This is a genomic window from Pseudomonas sp. NPDC007930 (assembly GCF_042958985.1).
Lineage (GTDB): Bacteria > Pseudomonadota > Gammaproteobacteria > Pseudomonadales > Pseudomonadaceae > Aquipseudomonas.
Map to the genome: position 1 here is coordinate 588,105 of NZ_JBIBKC010000003.1, position 16,453 is coordinate 604,557.

At 67.0% G+C, this 16,453-nt stretch carries 9 protein-coding genes; 5 read left to right on the forward strand and 4 right to left on the reverse strand.

Translation table 11 applies throughout. From position 1 onward, the window contains the following. Positions 1 to 339 precede the first annotated feature (339 nt). Both dsbD and ACFZCE_RS10230 read right to left on the reverse strand, forming a co-directional pair. Positions 340 to 2,142 (reverse strand): protein-disulfide reductase DsbD, encoded by a 1,803-nt coding sequence (gene dsbD / locus ACFZCE_RS10225; protein WP_390938551.1) that lies wholly within the window; start codon positions 2,140 to 2,142, stop codon positions 340 to 342. Between the two features lie 87 nt (positions 2,143 to 2,229). Next, positions 2,230 to 3,843, reverse strand: a complete 1,614-nt coding sequence (locus tag ACFZCE_RS10230) for a diguanylate cyclase (protein ID WP_390938553.1) — start codon at positions 3,841 to 3,843, stop codon at positions 2,230 to 2,232. A gap of 252 nt (positions 3,844 to 4,095) precedes the next feature. Between ACFZCE_RS10230 and ACFZCE_RS10235 the strand changes: the two genes are divergently transcribed. The 4 genes from ACFZCE_RS10235 to speA all read left to right on the forward strand — a co-directional run bounded on the left by ACFZCE_RS10235 (position 4,096) and on the right by speA (position 8,208). Continuing rightward, positions 4,096 to 5,172 (forward strand): DUF2333 family protein, encoded by a 1,077-nt coding sequence (locus ACFZCE_RS10235; protein ID WP_390938649.1) that lies wholly within the window; start codon positions 4,096 to 4,098, stop codon positions 5,170 to 5,172. Positions 5,173 to 5,177: 5 nt separating this feature from the next. Beyond that, on the forward strand, positions 5,178 to 5,738 hold the full coding sequence (locus ACFZCE_RS10240; RefSeq protein ID WP_390938555.1) for an NUDIX domain-containing protein: 561 nt from the start codon (positions 5,178 to 5,180) through the stop codon (positions 5,736 to 5,738). A 61-nt stretch (positions 5,739 to 5,799) separates the two neighbouring features. Next, positions 5,800 to 6,171, forward strand: a complete 372-nt coding sequence (locus ACFZCE_RS10245) for a translation initiation factor Sui1 (protein ID WP_390938557.1) — start codon at positions 5,800 to 5,802, stop codon at positions 6,169 to 6,171. A gap of 123 nt (positions 6,172 to 6,294) precedes the next feature. Next, the gene (gene speA, locus ACFZCE_RS10250) at positions 6,295 to 8,208 is read left to right on the forward strand and encodes an arginine decarboxylase (RefSeq protein ID WP_390938559.1); all 1,914 of its coding nucleotides are present in this window, start codon (positions 6,295 to 6,297) and stop codon (positions 8,206 to 8,208) included. 41 nt (positions 8,209 to 8,249) lie between these two features. On the opposite strand, the gene ACFZCE_RS10255 is transcribed toward speA, so the two are convergent. Both ACFZCE_RS10255 and ACFZCE_RS10260 read right to left on the reverse strand, forming a co-directional pair. Then, positions 8,250 to 9,620, reverse strand: a complete 1,371-nt coding sequence (locus ACFZCE_RS10255; RefSeq protein WP_390938561.1) for a hypothetical protein — start codon at positions 9,618 to 9,620, stop codon at positions 8,250 to 8,252. Positions 9,621 to 10,061: 441 nt separating this feature from the next. After that, positions 10,062 to 11,393, reverse strand: a complete 1,332-nt coding sequence (locus tag ACFZCE_RS10260) for an MATE family efflux transporter (protein WP_390938563.1) — start codon at positions 11,391 to 11,393, stop codon at positions 10,062 to 10,064. Between the two features lie 123 nt (positions 11,394 to 11,516). Between ACFZCE_RS10260 and ACFZCE_RS10265 the strand changes: the two genes are divergently transcribed. Next, complete coding sequence (locus tag ACFZCE_RS10265; RefSeq protein ID WP_390938565.1) at positions 11,517 to 16,442, forward strand: MG2 domain-containing protein; 4,926 nt, start codon at positions 11,517 to 11,519, stop codon at positions 16,440 to 16,442. The last annotated feature ends 11 nt before the right edge of the window (positions 16,443 to 16,453 follow it).

Genomic DNA, 16,453 nt, shown 5'->3' on the forward strand with positions numbered 1-16,453 from the left:
GCCCGCCGTAGGTCAGGGCCGCAAGCCAGCACGGGGCCCGAAGGGCTTGGCCAAGCTGGCGCGAATAAGTCCGTGATCGCACGCGAATGAAGCGGTGGAAACGCGCGCATCGAACAGTGGGATGCTCACGGGCGGCAATGCGTCACGTAGGTGAGCGGGCCGGTGGGCAAAAACCGACGCCCAGGTAGGGCAAGGGCCGATTTAGGCAACATGGCGTTCCTTTGGCGTTGGTTGTTGTTCGACGCTGGGCGACTATGCCGGAAAACGCTAGGTAATGTCCAGTTTGCCGAAGTAGCCTGCATGTTTACCGAAACTTCACTGTATCGCGATTTTCTCGGCTCAACGCTGCACAGGCGCTGATTGCGGGATGATCGCGGCAAATTGCGCCGCGGTCGTTTCACCCACCACCCGCGCGTGTTTCTGCTCGCGGCCCTGGGCGTCGAAGAACAGGATCGCCGGCGGGCCGAACAGCGTGTAGCGGTCGAGCAAGCGGCGTTGGTCGTCGTTGCTGGCGGTCATGTCGAAGCGGATGCGGCTGAAGCCCGCCAGCTTGCCAGTGACGGTAGCATCGGGCAGCACCTCGTGCTCGATCACCTTGCAACTGATGCACCAGTCGGCGTACCAGTCGAGCACCACGGGCTGGCCGGCTTGCGTGGCGGCGGCGAGGGCGGCGCTCAGCTCGGCGCTGCTGCTCACGGTTTGCCAGGCCTGCCCGGCGCTGGCCGGCGCCGCGCCGTTGCCCGGGCTGGCCGCCAGCGGTTGCAACGGGTTGCCGTTGCCCTGCAGGGCACCGACCCAACTGGCCAAGCCGTAGCACAGCAGCAACAGGCCGAGCAGCTGCGCCAGGCGTTGGCGCGGCGCCTTGGGCTGTAGCTCCAGCGCGCCGAGAAACAGCCCCGTGCCCACCGCCAGGCAGCCGGCCAGCAGCAACGTGGCCGGCCCTGGGAGCACCCGCGCCAACAGCGCGATCGCTACCGCCAGCAGCAACACGCCGATGCCATGCTTGACGGTGTTCATCCAGGCGCCGCTTTTCGGCAGCAGCGCCGCGCCGCCGGTGCCCACCACCAGCAGCGGCGTGCCCATGCCCAGGCCCAGTGCCAATAGCTTGAGGCCACCGCCCAGCGCGTCGCCGCTGGCGCTGATGTACAACAAGGCGCCCGCCAGCGGCGCTGAAACGCAGGGCGATACCAGCAGGCTGGACAGCACCCCGAGCACCGCCGCGCCCAGTAGCGAGCCGCCCTCGGTGCGGTTGGCCAGGGCGTCGAGGCGGTCGTTGAGCGCCCGCGGCAGGCGCAGCTCGAACAGGCCGAACATCGCCAGGGCGAAGGCCACGAAGAACAGCGAAAACGGCACCAGCACCCACGGCGATTGCAACCGCGCCTGCAGGTTCATGCCGGCGCCGAACACGCCCATCAGCGCCCCCAGCACGGCGAAGCACAGCGCCATCGGCAACACGTAGGCAAGCGACAGGGAAAACCCGCGCCAGCCGCCAACCTTGCCGCGCAGCACCACCCCCGAGAGGATCGGCAGCATCGGCAGCACGCAGGGGGTGAAGGTCAGGCCCAGGCCGGCGAGGAAAAACAGCGCGAGGTCTTGCCAGCGCCAGGCCGCCGGGGCCGGGGTTGCCGCGGCTGTGGCGGGCGCTGCGGGTGCGGCGGCGCTGGGCGTGCTGTCGGTGGCGGCGGGAATGCTCAGCCGCACCGTTTGTGGCGGGTAGCACAGGCCTTTGTCGGCGCAGCCCTGATAGCCCACCACCAGGGTGAAGGCGCCCTGGGCCGCGGCCGGGCGTGGCAGGGTGACGTCAACGATGTTGTGGTACACCTCGACATCACCGAAGTATTCGTCGTGCTTGCGCTCGCCAGCAGGCAGTTGCGCCGTGCCGAGGGCCACGTCCGCGGGCTCGGTGTGGAACTGAAAGCGGTGCCGGTACAAGTAGTAGCCGTCGGCGGCAACGAAGCGCAGGGTGATGTCGCCGTTGGCGTTGTCGGCCTGGCTGAGCTCGAAGGCGCGCTCGACCGGCAGGAACTGGCTGCTGTTGTCTAGCGGTGCGCCCAGGCCGATGGCCGGGCGGCTACCGAGCAGGTCGGCGCTGGCGGGCAGGGCGAGGCACAACAGTACAACGAACAGGAAAAAACGGCGCATGGGGCTCTCTTACGGCAGCGAGGAAACCGCCGCATGATAACGGCGGCTTCTATAAGTGCCGATTAAGAGATCTTCCGGTGGCCAGCGTCAACCCGCCGCGACCACCTGGTTGCGCCCTTGGGCCTTGGCCCGGTACAGGGCTTCGTCGGCCAGCGCCGCCAGCAGCAGGCTGTCGGTGGCCTCGCTCATCTGCACCACCCCGGCGCTGAAGGTGCAGCGCAGCTCCTGGGGCGCGGCCGGGTAGAGGATGCCGGCGAAGCGCTGGCGGATGTCGTCCAGCACCTGGCAGGCGGCTTCGAGCTCGGTGGCGGGCATCACGATGGCGAATTCCTCGCCACCGTAGCGGCCGATGAAGTCGGTGCGGCGCAGGCGCTGGCCAAGGAACAACGCCAGGCTTTTGATCACCCGGTCGCCCATGGGGTGGCCGTGGGTGTCGTTAACCTTCTTGAAGTGGTCGATGTCGAGCATCGCGAAGCACAGCGGCTGGCCGTGGGCACGGGCGCGGGCGATGCAGTCTTCGAGTTGCTGGAGGATGTACGTGTGGTTGAACAGCCCGGTCAGGCTGTCACGGACCATCCGCGCGCCGAGCTGGCGAGCGCGTTCGGCGCGGTTGCGCACGGTGGTGATCAACTGCCGCGAACGCACCGGCTTGACCAGGAAGTCGTCGCCGCCCTCGGTGAGCGCGTCGAGCTGTTTGTCGAGGTCTTGCTCGGCCGACAGGTAGATGATCGGCAGGCCCATGTAGCGTTCGTTCTGGCGGATCACCCGGGCCAGCTCGGGGCCGCTGCACTGGGGCATGTAGAGGTCGAGCACAAGCAGGTCGGGTTGGAACTCGGCGAGCATCGCCAGGGCCTGCATCGGGTCGCTCAGGGCGCGGGCGTCGATGCCGGCGTTGGCCAGCATGCGTTCGGTGTGCATGGCCTGGGCGATGGAATCGTCGATCACCAGCACCCGGTAGGGGCTGTGCCGGGCCACGTGGGTCAGGCTTTCGAGGGTTTCGAGCAGGCGCGGGGCTTCCAGCGCCGCGCTGAGGAACGCCTTGCCGCCCTGGCGCACCGCGGCCAGGCGGATCGCGGTATCGGCCTCTTCGAACCGATAGAACAGCACCGGCGTGCCCGCTGGCAGGCGCGGCATCAGTGCGCCGGCCAAGGCCAGCCCCTGCAGCGGCCCCTCGAAGTCGACGTCGATCAGCAGCGCGCTAGGCGGCTGGCTGGACAGCGCCGCTTCGGCGCTGGCGAGGTTGGCCAGGGCCATGGCGGCCACGCCGAAGGTTTCCAACTGGTCCGCCAGGCGCTCGGCCTGGCGCGGGCTTTTCAGTAGCAGGTACAGCGGGTGCGGGCTTGGCGGCAGTGGCGTGTGGGCGAGCACGTCGTCGTGGCGCAGCGCGCTGCGCGACAGCTTGTGCATCAGGCCGTCGAGTTCGGCGAGGGTTTCGGCTTCCGGGGCCAGCGCCTGGCGCGCGCGCTGCAGGGTTTGCAGCAGGGCCATGGCCAGCAACAGGTACTCCACTTGCTCCAGCCGCTCGGCGCTGCGCGCCAGCCGCTGGGTGGCGGCTTCCAGCGCGGTCAGCGGCGTGCCGCTGCCCGGTTGCGCTGCCCGTATCTGCTGCCACAAGGCCAGAACCTCACGGACCTGATTAGCCAGCCGTTGGGCAAAGTGCCGTTGCAGGCGGGCCTGGGTGCTGTCGGGGAAAACGGCCATGAGAACCGATCGCGGGATAGAGTAATGGCTCTATGCTATCAGTTGCGAACGGTCGTTTTAGTGTCATACGTCATGTTTCTGAAAAGTAAGAGACCAGCGGCGTGGGCGCCGTGCGCGAATGTGCGAGAAGTCGTTTCCGGTTCGGCGCCTGGGGAAACGATGCTTTATAGTGCCGTGCGATGCTTGCCGGGCGCACCTTAGTGCGGTGCCGCGGTCGAAGCGTGTTGAATGCCAATGCACAAGGACCCCGCCATGCTGGACTGGAAAAAACGCACAGGCAAAGCCCAGGCCGCCCCGGCCGCCGAGCCCGCTGCCGCCAAGGCCCCCCGCGGCTACTGGAAAACCCTGTTGCTCAGCCGCGCGGTGATCGGCGTGGTGGTGGTGTACCTGGTGGTGGCAGCGGTGCTGGGCATGTACTGGAGCCGCGAGCCGTCGCTGTTCCAGGTGCAGCAAAACGCCCAGCTCGATGCCCAGCGCGACGGCCGCCAGATGGTCGCCGGCTACACCACGGTCGAAACCCTCAAAACTGTCGCCAGCACCCTGCTGACCAAGCCCGGTGGCTACATCGCCAACGACCGTTTCCCGCCAGGGCTGTGGCTCGACAACATGCCCAACTGGGAATTCGGCGTGCTGGTGCAGGTGCGTGACATGAGCCGCGCGCTGCGCAAAGACTTCGCCCGCTCGCAGTCGCAGTCCGCCGAAGACGGCGACCTGGCCCAGGCCGAGCCGCGCTTCAATTTCGATAACCGCAGCTGGATGTTTCCCTCCAGCGAGTCGGAGTTCCAGCGCGGCATCGACCTGCTCGACAACTACGAAAAACGCCTGAGCTCGCCTGACCAGAAGAGCGCCTTCTTCTATGCGCGCGCCGACAACCTCAACAACTGGCTCGGTGATGTGTCCACCCGCCTGGGTTCGTTGTCGCAGCGGCTGTCGGCCAGCGTCGGGCGGGTCAAGCTCAACGCCACCTCGAAGACTGACACCGTGGTCGAAGGCCAGCCGGCGCAGCTCGACGAAGAGTACGAAGAAACCCCCTGGCTGAAGATCGACGACGTGTTCTACGAAGCCCGCGGCCAAGCCTGGGCGCTGTCGCTGCTGCTGCGCGCGGTGGAGGTCGACTTCGCCGACGTGCTGGCCAAGAAGAACGCCGCGGTCAGCGTGCGGCAGATCATCCGCGAGCTTGAAACCGCCCAAGAGCCGCTGTGGAGCCCGGTGGTGCTGAACGGCAGCGGCTATGGCATCTTCGCCAACCATTCGCTGGTGATGGCCAACTACCTGTCGCGCGCCAACGCCGCGGTGCTCGACCTTCGCCAACTGCTGTCGCAGGGGTGAGGCCGGTGTACTCCGAACGCGAAGCGGCGCACCGCGCCGCCTCCGACGCCGAGGCGGTGGCCTGGGTCGATGAACACGACACCCTGCTCGGCGCGGTGCCCCGCGCCGAGATGCGCGCCCGCGGGCTGATCGGCCGTGGCACCTTCATCCTGCTGTTCGACAGCCTCGGGCGCCTGTGCGTGCACAAGCGCACCCTGAGCAAGGCGGTGTACCCCGGCTACTGGGACGCCGCCGCCGGTGGCATGGTCGGGGCCGATGAGGGCTATGCCGAATCCGCCGCGCGCGAGCTGCAAGAAGAGCTGGGCGTGAGCGGCGTGGCGCTCAACGAGCACGGCACCTTCCTCTTCGACGAACGCGGCAACCGCTTGTGGTGCGCAGTGTTCTCGGCGGTGTGGGACGGCCCCCTGGTGCTGCAGCCCGAGGAAATCAGCGAAGCGAGCTTCCTGCCGCCCGAACAGGTGTTGGCGCGGGCCGCCGGGGGCGAGCCCTGGTGCCCCGACTCGCTGCGGGCGCTAGAGCGCTATCTGTCGCATAACACCGGCAAAATGCCGCGTTTGTGTACTTAGCACTGCAACGGTTTGCCGTTACACTGCGCCACCTTCACTGTCCTGATACCAGAGGGTGCCCGTGGCTAAGAAAGCCTCCTCCTTCGCCGCCCTCGGTGGCCTTGTGTACTCCACCGACGCCGGCCGGCACTGCCCCGATTGCGGCAAGCCGCTGGCCGAGTGCGTGTGCGGCCAGGCCAGCGTGCCGCAAGGTGACGGCATTTGCCGCGTGCGCCGTGAAACCAAGGGCCGTGGCGGTAAAACCGTGACCACCGTCAGCGGTGTGCCGCTGCCGCCCGACCAGCTCAAAGAGCTGGCCACCGTGCTCAAGCGCCGTTGCGGCACCGGCGGTGCCCTCAAGGACGGCGTGATCGAAATTCAGGGCGACCACGTCGAGCTGCTGCTCGGCGAACTGCTCAAGCAGGGCCTGAAGGCCAAGAAGGCCGGCGGGTAAGCCCGACCAAACCTGGCGCGCGCGGTGGCGTCTACACTGCACGCGCCCATTCGCAGACTTTCCCATGATGTAGCCGTGGCGCGGGCCGCGGCATGCCTTTGGACCTCACCACAGGGGGCTTTGATGTCCGTACGACGCACACGCAAAGACGATGGCAGCCAATGGACCGTGGCCGACAGCCGCGGGGTGTACGGCATTCGCCACTGGGGCGCCGGCTATTTCGCGATCAACGACGCCGGCCGCGTTGAGGTACGCCCCAACGGCCCGGACAGCGCGCCGATCGACCTCTACGAGCAAGTCGAAGAACTGCGTAAAAGCGGCCTGTCGCTGCCGTTGTTGGTGCGCTTCCCCGACATCCTCCAGCACCGTGTGCGCGCCCTCACCGGCGCCTTCGACGAAAACATCGCGCGCCTGGAATACCAGAGCCAGTACACCGCGCTGTACCCGATCAAGGTGAACCAGCAGGAGGCGGTGGTCGAGAACATCATCGCCACCCAGAACGTCTCCATTGGCCTGGAAGCCGGCTCCAAGCCCGAGCTGCTGGCCGTGCTGGCGCTGGCGCCGAAGGGCGGCACCATTGTCTGCAACGGTTACAAGGACCGCGAGTTCATTCGCCTGGCGCTGATTGGCCAGAAGCTCGGCCACAATGTGTTCATCGTCATCGAGAAAGAGTCTGAAGTCGGCCTGGTGATCGAAGAAGCCGAAGAGCTGAAAGTCAAGCCGCAGGTGGGCCTACGGGTGCGGCTGTCGTCGCTGGCCTCGAGCAAGTGGGCCGACACTGGCGGTGAAAAATCCAAGTTCGGCCTCTCCGCCGCGCAATTGTTGTCGGTGGTAGAGCGCTTCCGTGGCGCCGGGCTGGACCAAGGCATCCGCCTGCTGCACTTCCACATGGGCTCGCAGATCGCCAACCTGGCGGATTACCAGCAGGGCTTCAAAGAGGCCATCCGCTATTACGGCGAACTGCGCGCCCTCGGCCTGCCGGTCGACCACATCGACGTGGGCGGCGGCCTGGGCGTGGACTACGACGGTACCCACTCGCGCAACGCCAGCTCGATCAACTACGACATGGACGATTACGCCGGCGTAGTGGTGGGCATGCTCAAGGAGTTCTGCGACGCCCAGGGCATTCCGCACCCGCACATCTTCTCCGAAAGCGGCCGGGCCTTGACTGCGCACCACGCCATGCTGGTGATGCAGGTCACCGATGTGGAGCGCCACAACGATGAGGTGCCGGAATTCGAAGAAGGCCAGGAGCTGCCGCTGACGCTGAAGTGGCTGGTCGACCTGCTGGGCCCCACGGACCCGGAAATGGTCACCGAAACCTACTGGCGCGCCACCCATTACATCGGCGACATCGCCGCCCAGTACGCCGACGGCAAGGTCACCCTGGCGCAAAAGGCCCAGGCCGAGCAGTGCTACTTCGCGGTGTGCCGCAAGCTGCACAACATGCTCAAGGCCCGCCAGCGCTCGCACCGGGTGATCCTCGACGAGCTTAACGACAAGCTGTCAGACAAATACATCTGCAACTTCTCGGTGTTCCAGAGCCTGCCCGACACCTGGGCGATTGACCAGGTGCTGCCGATCCTGCCGCTGCACCGCCTCGACGAAGAGCCCGTGCGCCGCGCCGTGCTGCAAGACCTCACCTGCGACTCCGACGGCAAGATCAAGCAGTACGTGGATGAGCAAAGCATCGAAACCAGCATGCCGGTGCACCCAGTACGCGAAGGCGAGGATTACCTGCTAGGGGTATTCCTGGTGGGCGCCTACCAGGAAATCCTCGGCGACATGCACAACCTGTTCGGTGACACCGACTCGGTGAACATCTACCAGACCCCAAGCGGCAGCGTGTACCACGCCGGCATCGAAACCCACGACACCATCGAAGACATGCTGCGCTATGTGCACCTGTCGCCCGAAGAGCTGATGACCCACTACCGCGACAAGGTCGCCAGTGCGCGCATCAGCCCGCGGGAGCGTACCCAGTACCTCGATGCCCTGCGTTTGGGGCTGACGCGGTCTTCCTACCTGTCGTCCTGAGCGGCAGGCCCTTCGCCCGGCAACCCCGGGCGAAGGGCCCTCTATCCGTGCCGCACCTCTACCACCACCCGCTGTTTACTCAGGGCATCCAGCCAACCATCGATACACTGGCGGTGTGCTGCGTCCAAGTTGGCATCCCATTCATCGAGCAGCACCACTCTGGGGATGTGCGGGGCGTTGACCACCTCGCTCAGCATGGCCAATGCCTGTTGCCCGGTTGACCCTGGCGTACTGGCGCTCGCCCAGCTCAGCACGTGTAACTGGGCTGGGACCAGCCAGGCTTCGTCGCGCCAGTGGTCTTTGAGTGCCAGTAGCAACGTGGATTTTCCCGCCCCATTGGGGCCGCGAAGGGTAAAACGCCCACGCTCCGAGGCGTTGATCCGCTCAAGGATGGCACAGGCCCCTGAGGGAGGTTCGCCATTGACGCTTAGGGCGCCTGACAATGGCCGGTTGAGTGATTCTGCACCTAGGTCTTTGGTTTGTACGTCTAGAAACCGCAGCCTGGCCCGCGCCGCCTGCCACGCCAGCAACTGATACACCACCGTGCTCAGCGCCCCGAGAATATGGAAAATCCGGGTCAGGTTAACCACCACGGCTGCTGCTAATGCCGCATCCAGCCCGGGCCCAGCCAACAGGTGATACACCAGATAAGCCGTAGGCAACAACGCGATCAACGCTATACCGGTGTTCGCGCCTTGTTGAATTGCCGCCAGGCGAACGTTGGCCTGGTAGTAAGCCGTTCCTGCTTGCTGGCGCTGGCGTTGCCAATGGCCCATGTTGTAGCGATTGTTCAGCGTCACGTTGCCCCAAGCCGAGCCAAGCTGGTGCCCGTAGCGGGCGAATTGCCTCTCGGTCTCTAGGCTCATGTGGCGTATTCTCGGAGCAATGGCCAGGATCACGCCCACGCTCGCCAGCAAACTTATGGCATACCCTGCGGCCAACTCGATGGGTAGCAACACTCCCAGTACGATCGCACTGAGCAGGCTGTTGAGGGCCAGTGCTGCGAAGTCGTGACTCAACCCAAGGTACTGCGCGACCGCATGAAAAGCATTTCGCGACAGCGCCGAGTCGAAAGCGGCTTTCGCTTCGCTATTGCTGAACTGGCCGGCCCTGCCCTTTACGGCGTCTACCATGGCGTCGGTGATTTGCAGGTGTGTACGGTTTATCCAGTGTTGCAGTGTGACGAACGAGAGGCAGCCAGGCAGGTAGGGGATAATCATTGCCAGCAAGTAAAAGCCTAGGGGCGCCAAGAATGGCTCCCCTGCCTGCACTTGGGCAATGGTGCGGGTCAGGCACCAGGCCGCGGCTGCAATGCAGGCCTGCTGGCAGGCGACCAGGGCGAAGGTGGCCAGGCTTGCTGCATTCAGAAAAATGGCCTTCGGGCTTAGCGCCTGGTCCAGAGAGTTGTTCATGGGGTGAGGCCGCGAGTAGGTTGAGCGCTGCAGTACGCTGAATGCCAATTTGAAGGCATTAATTAGCGGATGTCTTGTAGGGCAGTTCGACGAGTGCTGTAGGAAAAGTTACCGAGATAGGGCGTTCAGATGCCCTGTATATCGAAATCAGGGGATCAATCTGTTGAGCTCTGCGGATTCCGTGCATGAGCTTCAGGGCCCTTCGCCCGGCACAGCCGGCCTCCCACCAGATTTGTGTAACCCATTGATTTCAGGAGCAACACAGAACCCGTGGGAGGCCGGCTGTGCCGGGCGAAGGGCCCTGAAGCTCATGCACGGAATCAGCAGAGCTCACAGACTGGTCCACCCATGAAGCCGTGAAATTGCTTAAGTGAACTTGAACAGCATTACGGCCCAGCCAGCCTCCCGCCTACGCCAAACGAAGCACCCGCCAGCCCTGCACTACCCGCGGATCCACCGCCCCTGCCGCTGCAGCCGCCAGCCCAGCCACCCCAGGGTCAGCGCCCGCAATGCCATGAACCCCAGAAAGCTCAGCCACAACCCATGGTTGCCCCAGCCGTGGGCCCACCAGGCGATGGGCGCGGCCAGCAGCGCGGTGGCGACCATGGCGTTGCGCATTTCGCGGGCGCGGGTGGCGCCGATGAACAGCCCGTCGAGCAGGTAGCTCCAAACCGCCACCAACGGCAGCAGGGCCAGGTACGGCAGGTATTGGCGGGCCACCGCGAGCACTGCGGGGATGTTGGTTTGCAGGGTGATGAAGCGCTCGCCGAACAGCGCGAAGCCCAGCGCGAAGGCCAGGCTGGCGAGCAGTGCCCAGCCGCCGCTGACCACCAGCGCGCGGCGCAGCCCGTCCCGGTCGCGGCGGCCGATGGCGTGGCCGCACAGGGCTTCTACCGCGTGGGCCAGGCCGTCGAGGGCTTGCGAGATCAACGTCAGGCCGTTGAGCAGCAGGGCGTTGGCCGCCACCGTGGCATCGCCGAGCCGGGCGCCCTGCACCGTGATGAAAAACAGCACCCCTTGCAGCACCAGGGTGCGCACGAAGATGTCGCGGTTGACCGCGATCAACGGCCGCCAGGCGTGCCAGCGGCGCAGCACCGGCCAATCGATGCGCCCCGGGAAGGCCCGCAGCGCCGGCCGGGCCAGCAGCAGGCCGAGCACCAGCGCGGCCCATTCGGCGATCACCGAGGCCATGGCCGAGCCGACCACGCCGAGGTTCAGGCCCAGCACGAACCACAGGTTGAGCACGATGTTCAGCGCGTTGGTGGTGAGCATCACCCGCAGCGGCGCGCGGGCGTTCTGGGTGCCGAGAAACCAGCCCACCAGGGCGTAGTTACCGAGGGTGGCCGGCAGCGCCAGCAGCCGGGTGTGGAAGAACGCCAGGGTGTTGGCATTGAGCTCTGCCGAAGGGTTCATCCACTGCAGTGCCAGGTGGCCCAGCGGCACCGCCAGCACCCCGAGCAGGCTGGCCAGCAGCGCCGCCAGCAACAGCCCCTGGGCCAGCACCTGGCGCAACGCGGCGCCGTCGCCACGGCCCGCGGCCTGGGCGGCAAAGCCGGTCGAGCCCATGCGCAAAAAGCCCATCACCCAGGCGACGATACTGAACAAACTGCTGCCCACCGCCACCGCGCCCAACTGGTGGGCGTGGGGCAGGTGGCCGATCACCGCGCTGTCGACCAGCGCCACCAGCGGGATGGAAATGTTCGAGAGGATCATCGGCCCAGCCAGGGCCCAGACGCGGTAATGGGTGGTGCGGTGTTTCCAGTCGGCGAGCATGCGCGGTAACTACGTAAAGGGCACGGGGTTGATGGCACCGGCCTATTGTAAGTGCCAGCACATAAAAAATACTTCGGGTGAGATATATTTGCGCCCGAAACGCGAACTGCCATCGAGGGATTCATGTTCAACAAGGGACTGTTGTTGGCCTGCGCGCTGGCGCTGGTGGCCGGCTGTGATGCTTCTTCCACCGGCACGCCCGCAGCCAAGGCGCCGCCCGCCGTGGCCGCCAGCGCCCCAGCCAGCGCGCCACCGCCAGACACCGCGGCGCTGGCCCAGCGCTACCAAGGCCGCGAGCTGGCCGTGGCGGATGTTTCCGAGGTACAGCTCGACGGCGCCAGCGCCCTCTCGGTGACCTTCAGCGTGCCGCTGGACCCTACCGTGGACTACGCCAGCAAGCTGCACCTGGTCGATGCCAGCAGCGGTAAGGTCGATGGCGCCTGGGAGCTCTCGAGCAACCTGCTTGAAGCCCACCTGCGCCACCTCGAGCCCAAGCGCAAGCTGGTGTTCACCGCCGATGCCGGCCTGCGCGCGGTCAATGGCGCGCAGTTGCCCAGCGAATACAGCGCCCGCCTCGAAACCCGCGACCTGCAAGCCACCGTCGGTTTTGCCAGCCGCGGCTCGCTGTTGCCCACACGGTTGGCCGATGGCTTGCCGGTGATCGCCCTGAACGTTGGCCGGGTGGATGTCGACTTCTTCCGCGTGCGCCCCGAGCAGTTGCCGCAGTTCCTCGCCCGCTGGGGCCGCGGGGTCAGCCTTGAGTACTACGAGTCCAAAGAGCTGCTGGCGATGGCCGAGCTGGCCTACACCGGCCGCTTCGACCTCAACCCTGCCGCCAACACCCGGGAAAACCTCGTGCTGCCGCTGGCCGGGATCAAACCCCTGCAGGCGCCCGGGCTGTACCTGGCGGTGATGCACGCCGCCGGCAGTTACAACTATTCGCAGCCGGCCACCTTGTTCAGCCTGAGCAATATCGGCCTCTCGGCGCACCGCTATGCCAAGCGCCTGGCGGTGTTCACCCAGGCACTGGAAGGCGGCCAGGCCCAGGCCGGGGTGGCCTTGCAGCTGCTCGACGGCCAGGGCCGGGTGCTCGCCGACGGGCAAACCGACAACGCCGGCCACGCCGAGCTGGCCCTGGCGCCCAAGGCTGAAGTGCTGCTGGCGCGCCAGGGCAACGAGGTCAGCCTGCTGCGCCTGAACAGCGCCGCGCTCGACCTCACCGAGTTCAACATCGCCGGCCCCGACGCCCACCCGTTGCAGTTCTTTGTGTTCGGCCCGCGGGACCTTTACCGCCCTGGCGAAACCGTGTTGGTCAACGGCCTGCTGCGCGACGCCGACGGCAAGCCGGTGGCGCCGCAGCCGGTCAAGGTGCAAGTGCGCAAGCCGGACGAACAAGCCAGCCGCAGTTTCGTTTGGCAGCCCGGCGCCAATGGCCTGTACCAGTACGCGCTGCCGCTGGCCGCCGAGGGGCCGACTGGGCGTTGGCAATTGCAGTTCGACCTGGGCGATGGCAAGCCCCAGGCGTATAGCTTTCAGGTCGAGGACTTCCTCCCCGAGCGCATGGCGCTGGAGCTCAAAGGCAGCGATGAGCCGCTGGCCATGGACGCCCCGCTGAGCATTGCCGTGAGCGGCCGCTACCTCTATGGCGCGCCGGCCGCCGGCAACCGCCTCACCGGCCAAGTGTACGTGCGGCCACTGCGCGAGGCGGTGGCGAGCCTGCCGGGTTACCAGTTCGGCTCGGCCAGCGAAGAGCAACTGAGCCAAGACCTCGAGCTGGACGACAGCGAGCTCGACGCCCAGGGGCAACTGCAATTGAGCCTCGACAGCCAGTGGCAGCAGGCCCGCTCGCCGCTGGAGGTGATCGTGCAGGCCAGCCTGCAGGAAGCCGGCGGCCGCCCGGTGACTCGCACCCTGCGCCAACCGGTATGGCCAGCCGAGCGGCTGGTAGGCATTCGCCCGCTGTTTGGCCAAAGCGAAGACGACAACGGCCAGGCCATCGCCCACGTCGATGGCGACGGCCCGGCGGAATTCGAGCTGCTGCTGGCGGATGCCAACGGGCACAAGCTCGGCGCCGAAGGCCTTAAGGTACGCCTGGTGCGCGAGCGTCGCGATTACTACTGGAACTACTCCGACAGCGACGGCTGGAGCTACAACTACAACGCGCGGTTTCTCAACCTCAGCGAAGACACCTACCGCATTGCCGAAAACGGCACGCTGAAGGTGAGCGTGCCGGTGGAGTGGGGGCCGTACCGCCTCGAAGCCGAAGACCCGCAAACCGGCCTGACCAGCAGCGTGCGCTTTTGGGCGGGCTACGCCTGGCAGGACAACACCGACGGCGGCGCGGTGCGCCCCGATCAGGTCAAGTTGGCGCTGGACAAACCCGCCTATGCCGGCGGCGATGAGGCGCGGGTGACCGTTACCCCGCCCGCCGCAGGCAAGGGCTATTTGATGGTCGAAAGCGGCGACGGCCCGCTGTGGTGGCAAGAAATCGACGTGCCGGCCGAAGGCAAGGCGTACGCCGTGAAGCTCGACCCAAAGTGGGCCCGCCATGACCTCTACCTCAGCGCGCTGGTGGTGCGCCCCGGCGAGCGCAAGGCCAACGTCACGCCCAAGCGCGCGGTCGGCTTGCTGCACCTGCCGCTGGACCGCGCCGAGCGCAAGCTGGCGCTGCAGCTGCAGGCGCCGGATAAAATCCGCCCTAACCGTGCCTTGGCCGTGCGCGTGCAGGCGCGCAACGCCGATGGCAGCCCGGCGCGGCAGGCCAACGTGCTGGTGTCGGCGGTAGACGCCGGGGTGCTGAACATCACCGACTTCGCCACGCCCGACCCCTTCACCGGGCTGTATGGGCGCAAGGCCTATGGCGCCGACCAGCTCGACGTGTACGGCCAGTTGATCGAAGCCGGCGGGCGCCTGGCCAGCCTGGCCTTTGGCGGTGACGCGGGCCTGGCCAAGGGCGGCAAGCGCCCAGACACCCAGGTGACCATCGTCGCCCAGCAAGCCACGCCGCTGGCGCTGAACGAGCAAGGCGAGGGCGAGGTCAGCCTGGCCATCCCGGACTTCAACGGCGAACTGCGCCTGATGGCCCAGGCCTGGAGCGCCGAGCGGGTGGGGATGGCCGAGGCCAAGGTGGTGGTAGCCGCGCCGTTGATCGCCGAACTGGCGGCGCCGCGGTTTCTCGCGGGCGGCGACCGTGCCGAACTGGCACTGGATGTGAGCAACCTCTCTGGCCAGGCGCAGGAGGTCACCGTCGCGCTGAGCGCCGAGGGCTTGCTGGCGCTGCCCGAGGCCGCGCCGCGGCGCCTGAGCCTGGCCGCCGGGCAACGCACCACGCTGCGCTTTCCGGTGCTGGCCGCCGCCGGCTTCGGCCAGGGCACGCTGCAGGTCAGGGTCGACGGCCTGGTGCTGCCCGATGAACAGGCCGAGCCGCTGCAACGCCAATGGACGATCGGCGTGCGCCCGGCCTACCCGGCGCAGCAGCGCCACTACCGCGCGGTGCTTGAGCGCGGCCAGTGGCAACTGCCCGACGGCGAGTTGCAAGCCTTCGAACCGGCCGGGCTGGAAGCCTGGCTGAGCCTCTCAAGCCGGCCGCCGCTGAACCTCGCCGAGCAGATTCAGGCATTGAAGGCTTACCCCTACGGTTGCCTGGAGCAAACCGCCAGCGGCCTGTACCCCTCGCTCTACGCCGATGCGGAGACCCTCACGCGCCTGGGCCTGGAGGGCGAGCCGCAGGCCGACCGCGAGCGCAAGGTGGCACTGGGCATCGAGCGCCTGCTCGGGATGCAGCGCGACAACGGCGGTTTTGGCCTCTGGAGCGCCGACAGCCCCGAGGAGTACTGGCTTACCGCGTATGTCGGCGACTTCCTTCTGCGCGCCCGCGAGCAGGGCTACGCGGTGCCGGCCGAGCCGATGAAAAAAACCGCCGAGCGCCTGCTGCGCTACCTGCAAGAGCCCAACCTGATCGAGGTGGACGACAGCGACGATGCCGCCGCCAGCCGTTTTGCCGTGCAGGCCTACGCCGGCTTTGTGCTGGCGCGCAGCCAACAGGCGCCGCTGGGCGCGTTGCGCGCCGTGTTCGAACGCCGTAGCGAGGCCCGCTCCGGGCTGGCCCTGGTGCAGTTGGCCATCGCCTTGGGCAAGATGGGCGACGCCCCGCGCGCCGAGCAGGCCCTGCAGGCCGGCCTGGCCGTGACCCGTGCCCGCGACAGCTGGCTGCACGACTACGGCACGCCGCTGCGCGACCAGGCGATGATCCTCGCGCGGCTGGAGGAAAACCACCTCGGCGCGGGCGTGGTCGAGCAACGCCTGTTCGCCCTGGCGGACCAAGTGGCGGCCAACCGCTGGCTGTCGACCCAGGAACGCAACGCGCTGTTCCTCGCCGGCCGCGGCGTGCTCGGCAACCCGGAAAAGCCCTGGGCGGCCGAGGTGCAGGCGGGCGGCAGCCAGTTGGCGATGGCCTCCGGCCAGGAGGGCTTGCACTTGCAAGGCGCAACCCTGGCCGCGCCGCTAAGCGTGAGCAACCGCGGTGAGCAACCGCTCTATCAGCAGCTGACGCTCTCAGGCTACCCGGCCCAGGCGCCCGCGCCCATCGCCAACCCGTTGGCGATCCGCCGTGATTACCTCACCCCGGCGGGCAAGCCGCTGAACCTCGATACCCTGAAAAGCGGCGACCTGGTGCTGGTGCACCTGGCTGTCAGCGCCAAGCAGCGGGTGCCGGATGCGCTGGTGGTCGACCTGCTGCCGGCGGGCCTGGAAATCGAAAACCAGAACCTCGGGCAAAGCGCCGCCAGCCTTGAAAACGCCAGCAGCCAGGTGCGGGACTGGGTGAATGCGTTGCAGGCGGCGGACATCCGCCATCAGGAGGCCCGTGATGACCGTTACGTGGCGGCGCTGAACCTCGACGGCTACGGCACTACCCACTTGTTGTACCTGGCGCGGGCGGTCACCCCGGGCAGCTACCGGGTGCCGCCGCCGCAAGTTGAGGCGATGTATCGGCCGGGCCTGCAGGGCTTGGGCGAGGCACCGGCACGGTTGACGGTCAATGCCCGCTGAGGGCGGGGCTG

Bases quoted from the DNA above. Each gene is read 5' to 3' on its own strand.
- ACFZCE_RS10230 (WP_390938553.1), bottom strand. From the start codon at position 3,843: ATGGCCGTTTTCCCCGACAGCACCCAGGCCCGCCTGCAACGGCACTTT.
- speA (WP_390938559.1), top strand. From the start codon at position 6,295: ATGTCCGTACGACGCACACGCAAAGACGATGGCAGCCAATGGACCGTG.
- ACFZCE_RS10235 (WP_390938649.1), top strand. From the start codon at position 4,096: ATGCTGGACTGGAAAAAACGCACAGGCAAAGCCCAGGCCGCCCCGGCC.
- ACFZCE_RS10265 (WP_390938565.1), top strand. From the start codon at position 11,517: ATGTTCAACAAGGGACTGTTGTTGGCCTGCGCGCTGGCGCTGGTGGCC.
- dsbD (WP_390938551.1), bottom strand. From the start codon at position 2,142: ATGCGCCGTTTTTTCCTGTTCGTTGTACTGTTGTGCCTCGCCCTGCCC.
- ACFZCE_RS10255 (WP_390938561.1), bottom strand. From the start codon at position 9,620: ATGAACAACTCTCTGGACCAGGCGCTAAGCCCGAAGGCCATTTTTCTG.
- ACFZCE_RS10260 (WP_390938563.1), bottom strand. From the start codon at position 11,393: ATGCTCGCCGACTGGAAACACCGCACCACCCATTACCGCGTCTGGGCC.